This is a genomic window from Rhodopirellula sp. UBA1907, from assembly GCF_002337565.1.
Taxonomy (GTDB): domain Bacteria; phylum Planctomycetota; class Planctomycetia; order Pirellulales; family Pirellulaceae; genus Rhodopirellula; species Rhodopirellula europaea.
In genome coordinates, this window is record NZ_DDGH01000064.1 from 66,856 (window position 1) to 75,071 (window position 8,216).

The 8,216-nt window shown below is 54.9% G+C and carries 5 protein-coding genes and 1 tRNA gene; 2 read left to right on the plus strand and 4 right to left on the minus strand.

Going from position 1 to position 8,216, the window contains the following annotated elements; genetic code table 11:
* The 4 genes from B2R17_RS14130 to rho all read right to left on the minus strand — a co-directional run.
* Window positions 1-954: Gfo/Idh/MocA family protein (locus B2R17_RS14130; protein ID WP_286764488.1), on the minus strand; the 954-nt coding region annotated here is incomplete at its 3' end.
* A gap of 154 nt (window positions 955-1,108) precedes the next feature.
* Window positions 1,109-2,437, minus strand: a complete 1,329-nt coding sequence (locus B2R17_RS14135; protein WP_349676993.1) for an L-serine ammonia-lyase — start codon at window positions 2,435-2,437, stop codon at window positions 1,109-1,111.
* Window positions 2,438-2,660: 223 nt separating this feature from the next.
* Window positions 2,661-2,743: transfer RNA gene (locus B2R17_RS14140), tRNA-Ser, on the minus strand.
* A 52-nt stretch (window positions 2,744-2,795) separates the two neighbouring features.
* Entirely contained in the window at window positions 2,796-4,121 is a 1,326-nt protein-coding gene (gene rho / locus B2R17_RS14145; RefSeq protein ID WP_008663327.1) for a transcription termination factor Rho, read from the minus strand.
* Window positions 4,122-4,918: 797 nt separating this feature from the next.
* Here rho and B2R17_RS14150 point away from each other — a divergent pair.
* Both B2R17_RS14150 and B2R17_RS14155 read left to right on the plus strand, forming a co-directional pair.
* Entirely contained in the window at window positions 4,919-6,583 is a 1,665-nt protein-coding gene (locus B2R17_RS14150; RefSeq protein WP_286764490.1) for an SPFH domain-containing protein, read from the plus strand.
* Window positions 6,580-8,172, plus strand: coding sequence for an SPFH domain-containing protein (locus tag B2R17_RS14155; RefSeq protein WP_286764491.1), 1,593 nt, complete (start codon window positions 6,580-6,582; stop codon window positions 8,170-8,172). Before B2R17_RS14150 ends, B2R17_RS14155 begins: the two co-directional genes overlap by 4 nt.
* Window positions 8,173-8,216 lie beyond the last annotated feature (44 nt).

Sequence of the window (8,216 nt, forward strand, 5' to 3'; positions counted from 1 at the left end):
CCCGCCGTGTCCGCCGCCTTGGACGAATGACAGGTGATCGGCATCGTGGATTTCGGCGGGCAAGGTGAAACGCTGAATGGGTTCTGGCAGCAGGTGTGCGAAGTCAGGGATCTCGATCTTTTCCGGGATCTCGTGTTCAGGTTTCTTAGCGGTGTGCAGCACGTGCGGTTCGTTTTCAATGAGTGTCCACTCGAAGCTGCGTTTGGTTCCGTAAACGTCAAAGCTCTCGCGGTATTGCCGAGCCACGTCGTGAAGGAAACGCCAAATGTGCGCCGTGATATCGCTGTCTTTCAGTTTGATGTGACAGCTTTGAACGGCGAACGGGCTGCCTGACTTTTTGGCGATCTCTTCGCGAACGGTTCCCGATCCGAAGCAGCTGACCGATTCTGCTAAAGCGTTTGTCAGGCCCAGGCAGGGGCTGACGACGTGGGTGGCGTAGTGCATTGGGATCATTTCTTCCCAGTAGCTTGGCCAGCCTTCCATGTCTTGTGGGTGTGATGCGGCGAGGTGCTGGATCTTTCCCAGTTCGCCTTTCTCGTACATGTCCTTGATGAACAAAAATTCGCGACTGTAGACGACGGTTTCCGCCATCATGTATTTCAGGCCGGTCTCTTTGACCTTGTCGCAAATTTGTTGGCACTCTTCGATGGTTGTTGCCATCGGCACGGTGCACATCACGTGCTTGCCGGCATCGAGTGCTTTCAACGACATCCAAGCATGATCAGCGATGGGGCTGTTGATGTGCACGCACTCGACTTCAGGATCAGCCAACACGGCGTCGAAGTCGGTGAAGCGTCGGTCGATGCCAAACTGGTCACCCGCCTTGTTCAGTTCTGCCTCGTTGCGTCGGCAAATCGCCACGACGTCAGCGTCCGGGTGAGCTTGATAGATCGAAATGAACTCCGACCCGAAGCCCAAGCCGACCATTGCCATCTTCACTTTGCCATCACTCATCGAAAGGTTTTTCCTTTGCCGTCGAATCTATCTAGGGACCTGATATCGACCGTCAGTATAAAGCGACCGACATCGGATTCTATGTGAAATAAAGAAACGCGTGTGTGTTATTTGACGGATGCGGAGGTCGGCAAACCATGCTGGTCGGGGCGGTTTAGCATTCGCTGATGTTGACGGCCAAGCCGCCGCGGGAGGTTTCTTTGTAGCGAGCTGACATGTCCGCGCCGGTGCGTTTCATCACCCGAATGACACGGTCGAGTGAAACGAAGTGCTTGCCATCGCCACGAAGCGCCAGGCGACTCGCGTTGATCGCCTTCACGGCCCCCATGGCGTTGCGTTCGATGCAGGGGACTTGGACCAAACCTTTGATCGGATCACACGTCAGGCCCAGGTTGTGTTCCATTCCGATCTCAGCGGCTTCTTCGACTTGGTGAGGCGTTCCGCCCAATGCTTCGGTCAAAGCCCCCGCGGCCATCGAGCACGCGACGCCGACTTCGCCTTGGCAACCAACTTCTGCACCGGAGATCGACGCGTTTCGCTTGTACAACGATCCAATCACCGCCGCGGTCAGGAGGAAACGTTCGATGGTTTCGTCGGTCACATCCGGGCAGAAACGTTGCAGGTAGTGCAGCACCGCGGGGATGATTCCCGCGGCACCGTTGGTCGGCGCGGTCACGACGCGTCCACCGGCGGCGTTTTCTTCATTGACCGCGAGAGCATACAAATCGACCCAGTCCAAAACGCACAGCGGATCGTGGTCCAGTGGTGCGGTTCGTTCGGTCAGTGTTTGGTACAAATCCGGCGCACGCCGTTCCACGTTCAGGCCTCCGGGTAAGATTCCTTTGGTGCGGCACCCTTTCTCGACGCATTCTCGCATCACTTTCCAGATTCGCTGAAGCCCCTCACGGATCTCTTCGAGAGATCGAAACGTCAACTCGTTTTTGAGAGCGAGTTCGTGGATCGACAGTTGATGCTGATCACAATGTTGAAGTAGTTCACTCGCAGAGGTGAACGGGTGAGGCACATCGGATGAACACCTCGTTTGCGCATTGCCAGCTTGCAGATTCCCACTTTGTCCCTCGCGGACGATGAAGCCACCGCCAATCGAAAGATAGGTGGCTTCGATTGCGGCGGTCGCACCGTCGTTGTCGGTGAACGCTGAGAACCGCATCGTGTTGGGGTGCATTCCTTTGACCGTTCGCCGATGCATGATCAGGTCGGTTGATTCGCAAAAGTCGATTGACCGATCGCCGTTGAGTAAAAGCTGTTTCGATTCGCGAATGGAAGAAAGCTTTTCAGCAACCGTTTCTGTGTCGATTTGGTCAGGGGTTTCGCCCAGCAATCCCATCAACAGTGCGACGTCGGTTTGGTGTCCCAGACCGGTCAGCGCGAGCGAACCGTAGAGGTCGATTTGGACCCGCGAAACGCTTTTCAAGAGGTCGGAATCTTTGAGCTCTTTGAGGAAGGCTTCTGAGGCTCGCATCGGACCGACCGAATGGGAACTGGATGGGCCAATTCCAATCTTGAACAGGTCAAAGACGCCGAAGTACGGAACCACAGTTTCTTCGGATTCAGCGGGGTGATTCACGAGGCAGAGCTTCCTGTTCGATGGACGCAGTCAGGATACGCGGGCGTGGAACTGGGGGGAAAGCGAGCATGAAAAAAGCCCCGTCAAAACCATGTTCTGACGGGGCTCTTAGGCTTAGCGGAGGACACGGGACTCGAACCCGCAGCCCCTTGCGGGGTACCTCAGTTCCAGTGAGGCCGCTCACCAATTCGCTTATCCTCCGTAGCGGATCAGCAGTTTCGTTGATCCGCCTGTTTTTGGCAACCGTGCCTGATCAGGCGAGTTTCGCACCTGAGATCAGTTTCAAGAAGCCTTCATTGTCATCGAACCGACCAAGTTGCTTGGTCAATTGTTCCATGGCATCGACCGGGTGCATCTCACTGAGAGTACGTCGCAACATGGAGACGGTTTCATAGGTTTCTTCGTCGAGCAAAAGTTCTTCGCGACGGGTGCCTGACTGCGAGATGTCGATCGCAGGATAGACGCGCCGATCGGCGAGGCGTCGATCCAGCACGACTTCCATGTTGCCGGTGCCTTTGAACTCTTGGAAAATCGCGTCATCCATTCGCGAATTGGTGTCGACCAAGCAGGTGCCAACGATGGTGAGCGAGCCACCTTCTTGGAACGCACGTGCGGTCGCGAAGAGCTTCTTGGGAACGTCCATGGCTCGGATGTCCAAACCACCGGTTCCCGTCGCACCCCCGCGGCCGGATTTGCCGACCCATTTGTTGAATGCACGGGCCAGACGGGTGATCGAGTCGAGCATCAAGAAAACGTCTTGGCCCATTTCAGCCAATCGTTTGGCTCGGTCGATGACCAATTGGCTGAGTCGAACATGGCTTTCGATATCCATGTCCAAGCTGCTGGCGATCACTTCGCCACCTTTGATGCTGCGTCGCATATCGGTGACTTCTTCTGGTCGTTCATCGATCAGCAAAACCATCATCGTCAATTCGGGATGGTTCTGAGAAATGCCTTCCGCGATGTGCTGAAGCATGATCGTTTTCCCGCTGCGTGGCGGTGCGACGATCAGAGCACGTTGGCCTTTGCCAAGCGGTGCCAGCAAATCGATGACCCGATTGGTCAAAGGCATTTTGCCATGTTCGAGCTTGAGAGGTTGCTCGGGGTTGATTGGTGTCAGCTCGTCGAAGCTGGCCACATCGGCGTAGGACTCGGGCGACATGCCATCGACATCGAGGATTTCTCGAACACGAGGGCCTTGTTGGCGTTTGGCCTGTTGCACCATTGTTTTGAGAATCAGGCCCTGACGGAGCCCAAACTTCTCGATCATTGTGCCGGGCACAAATGGATCGGTGCGTTCGCGAGAGTAATTGTTCTTTGGGCTGCGAAGAAAGCCGTAGCCATTGGGGTGCAGTTCCAGGATGCCGTCCCACTCTTCGAGAGGTGCATCGCTTACGAAATCGGCTGGTTCGCCATTGTTGCCACCACCACCATTTCCGCCTCCGCCGCCACCGCGACGCCGACGTCGTGAACGTGATTTTCCACCACCGCCTTGGCCACCACCGCCACCTTGGCCCTGACCGCCATTTTGGGAACCAAAACCACCTCGACCACGCGGGGCACGTTTTTTCTTCGCCATCTGTTATTCCTGTTGTCGTTCGCCAGAATCCCGAAAGGGATCAGCTTGGTTTGTCACGCTCGAACAGATCGAAAACGATCCGGACCATGTGGCAGAAGCCCATGGCGGTTTTCAAGCACCAACTCGCTTTGACAACCAATCAAGAGTAACCGCGTTTGAAATACGAGGTCTTGTGCGTCGAGGGTTGCGGTAACACCAACAACGCGACCGTTGGACATTGCTTGTGAGTCAAACTGCGTCTGAGTCAAACTCATCGCGACAGGCAATTCCTTGCCGTGGGGAGATTCCCGTTAGACGAATCCAAGACTCGCCATGAAACATCACCGACTTGGGCGATACAAAACAAATTCGACCCGAGGCCCAATTCACTTCTTGCCCGAATGCGGATGGCGACCCAATGGTCGTGATTCACTTGCACGAGGGTTTACCTGAGTCACGGCAAAAATACCACAACGCGGGAGAAACCGGCCTCGCACCACATCGAATCATTGGGGGGCCTGAGGAAGGGGGAACATTTGTGACATCAGCGTTTCGATGTCTGAACCACCCAACTTTCGACCGAACTATAGGCTGAATTGAGCTTGTGTCAAGTGAGTTTCACCCCGCTGCCACGGTATGGCCACGAAGAAGCCTCTATTTTGCGAGAAAAAGCTACGAACTGCCGGGCGAAGTCGCGGTGAGGTCGAAACGTGGTGTCATTTTGATCGCTTTTGGGTTGGGGCGCGCCCCGCATGCTAGCTTTTGGCTGCCTGGGCCCTCTGCTTGGTCATTTGTTCACATCGTTTCAGGTTTTTCCCATGGAATCCTCCTCGAATTCCAACTCACCACTGAATTCGCCGGCAATGCGTCGTTTGTTGCGACAGGGTTTGATCGGTACCGCCGGTCTTGGCTTGCTCGCCGCGGGACTGCTGGGCGTGATTTGGTTTTACATGTTCTGCCGAATCGAAGTGCCCAGCGGTCATATTGCGGTGCTGCTGAAGAAAACAGGCAGCGAAATCGAGAACTCCACGGAGGTGGTCTCGGAAGCTGACTTCGGCCAGTTCAAAGGCCTGCAGGAGAAAGTGCTGACCGAGGGCCGGTACTTCTACAACCCATGGAACTGGGATTGGGACATCGTTCCCCAAGTCGAAATTCCTGAGAACCGTTTGGGTGTTCGCATTCGTTTGTATGGTGATGACTTGGGCTATGGCAATTTAATTGCCTACGAACCGAACCAGAAAGGAATTGCTGCGGAGGTGTTGCGTCCTGGGCGTCACCAGTTGAACGCGGTTGTATACGAGGCCGGTCAAGAAGTTCCTCGATACCGAGACAACTTCATCGAGTTAGTGGAACTGCACGAACCGATTGTGATCCCCGCTGGTTTCAAGGGAGTCGTGACGTTGTTGTCGGCTCCACCCGCAGATGATCCAAATCAACTTCTCGTCGAAGAAGGCAAACGCGGCGTTCAAGAAAAGACGTTGGACCCCGGTGTCTATTACATCAATCCCTATGTTCAACGCGTGAACTTGGTCGATTGCCGCAGCCAACGATTCAACCTTTCCAATGGCGGCGAAATGGGATTCCCCAGCCGCGATGGATTTTGGGTTCGTCTGGATGGCCGGATCGAATTTCGAGTGGATCCAGAACGAGCCGCTGAGGTCTTCGTGACCTACAACGATTCCGGCAACGATGATGGATACGACGCCCGGGTCGAAGAAGAGATCATCGAAAAGATTATCTTGCCCAACGCACGTTCGTTTTGTCGTCTTCGTGGGAGTGATAACTCAGGCCGCGATTTCATCTTGGGCGAAAAGCGTTTGGCGTTCCAAAAGGACTTTCAACAAACGCTGGGCGAAACCTGTCGCCAACAAGGCATCGAGATCATTCAGGCTTTGGTGACGCGCATCTCCCCGCCACAGCAAATCGCGTCGCCGGTTCGTGATCGTCAGATTGCGACACAGCAAGCTCAGCAATACGTCAAAGAGATCGAGCAGCAAACCAGTGAGCAGCAGCTCAAGATCGAACAAGAGATGGTCAAACGAAAGGAAGCGTTGGTCGAAGTCGATCGAGAGGTCATCAAGCTAACCACCGAAGCGATGCGGCAACAAGAAGTCGCGGTGATCGAAGCCGAACAAAGAAAGAAGGTCGCGGAGGTGGAGTTGGCGGCGGCGAAAGACCAGTCCGAAGCCATCTTGGCACAAGGAAAGGCCGAAGCCGAAGTCATCGGATTTGAAAACGAGGCGGAAGCCGCAGGGTGGGTGAAATCTGTTGAGGCCTACGACGGAGATGGTGACGAGTACGCACGCTGGGTGATGCTTCGAAAGCTGGCCCCGAGCTACCGCCAAATGATGGTCAACACGGCCGACAGTTCGTTGATGAACATCTTCAATGAAATCAACAGCGAAGCACCCAACAAAAAGACTCAGCCATCCGCTGAAGCGATCAACACATCGAATCAAGACGAATCAGGAGAATCAGAATGAGCCTTCGCCGACATAAATCTTGGATTGGTTTGGCGTTCAGTGGTCTATGGATCCTGGGCGGTTTGTACTTCGCGTTCTTGTGGTTCTTTTGCCGCGTGTATGTTCCCGAGGGGCATAGTTTGCAGCTTCGGTACAAAGGGCCATTGGTTTTGACGGCTCCCGAAGCCGAGCCCAATCGCTTGGCTGGTGAAGGTGAAGTCGGCGTGCGTGCGAAGATGAAGGGGCCCGGCCGGCACTTCTACAACCCGATCTACTGGCAGCGAAACGTGGTGCCGGACACGGTGATCCTTCCTGGCGAGATCGGGGTGGTGACCTGCAAGGTCGGCGATAGCTTGCCCAAGGGTGAGTTCCTAGTCGATGGTGATTTGGACGGGGAAAATCAAGCGACCCAGCGAGGCATCTTGCGAAAGGTTTTTGGTCCCGGCCGATACCGCGCCAATCCGTACGCGTACGAATTCAAGATTGTTAAACGCGAAGTGAAGCGATACGGCAATCAAGAGAAGAACAGTGGTTGGGTTGAAATCCCGACGGGATACGTGGGCGTGGTCACGCTGCAAACCAACAACAAACAAGCCGGTTTGGAAAAAGGTGTTCAGTCGAAGGTGTTGCAACCTGGTCTGTACCCGGTCAATCCCAACGAACAGCAGATCGACATCATCAATGTTGGCTACAACGAATCCAGCATCGAAGTTCAGAAGCAAGTCGATGCTCAAGGCAACCAAATGCATGACGAGCATGGTGAGCCACTCGCGACACGAGACACGGGGATCAACTTCCCCAGCAACGATGGTTTTGACATTCAATTGGACTTCTCAGCGATTTGGGGCGTGATGCCCGAAAACGCTGCCCAAATCGTTCGCGTCTTTGGCAACTTGGACGCAGTGGAACAGAAGGTCATTGAACCTCAGAGCGAAAGCATTTGTCGCAACAATGGTTCTAAAATGGGAGCGATTGAGTTGCTGATCGGTGAAACGCGTGAGCAGTTCCAAACCGATGTCAGCGAAGATTTCCAAAGCGTGCTGTCGGAGAAAGAAATCTCAATGCTGTACGGCTTGGTGCGACACATCTATATCCCCAAGAACGTTCGCGAACCGATTCAGAAGGGATACGTCAGCGATGAATTGAAACTGACTCGGGATGAGGAAACCAAGACGGCTCGGATCGAGGCGAATCTGCGAGAAGCGGAACGCAAAGTCGACCTGGAAGCCGAACGCGTTCAGGTGGATACCGAGCGATTGCGTGCGGGTGTGCTGGCCGAAGGCGAAAAGAAAGCGAAGGAGATCGCCGCGGAAACGGAGCGATTGATCGCCCAAATTGACCGCGAAACGGCTGAGTTGGACGCTCAGCGATCGGTGTTGCTGGGGCGCGCGTCGGCGGAAGCGAAGCAGATGGCGGCTGAAGCCACGGCGGACAAATTTCGGTTGGCAGTGCAGGCGTTTGGATCGCCCAGTGCATTCAATAAATGGGAATTTGCTGAGCAGTTGCCGACATCGCTGGATCTGAAAATGTTCTACGCCGGCGAAGGCACCCTTTGGACCGACCTGGAAAGTGTCCAGCCAACGCTGCCTCTGAAGTCAGCTCCCAAGTAACGGCTCACGCCTGCAAAGGCACGCTCAAACTCATCTCGGCGGGG

Coding starts and splice junctions, on each gene's coding strand:
- B2R17_RS14135 (WP_349676993.1), bottom strand. CDS start 2,437: ATGCGAGCCTCAGAAGCCTTCCTCAAAGAGCTCAAAGATTCCGACCTC.
- B2R17_RS14155 (WP_286764491.1), top strand. CDS start 6,580: ATGAGCCTTCGCCGACATAAATCTTGGATTGGTTTGGCGTTCAGTGGT.
- B2R17_RS14150 (WP_286764490.1), top strand. CDS start 4,919: ATGGAATCCTCCTCGAATTCCAACTCACCACTGAATTCGCCGGCAATG.
- rho (WP_008663327.1), bottom strand. CDS start 4,121: ATGGCGAAGAAAAAACGTGCCCCGCGTGGTCGAGGTGGTTTTGGTTCC.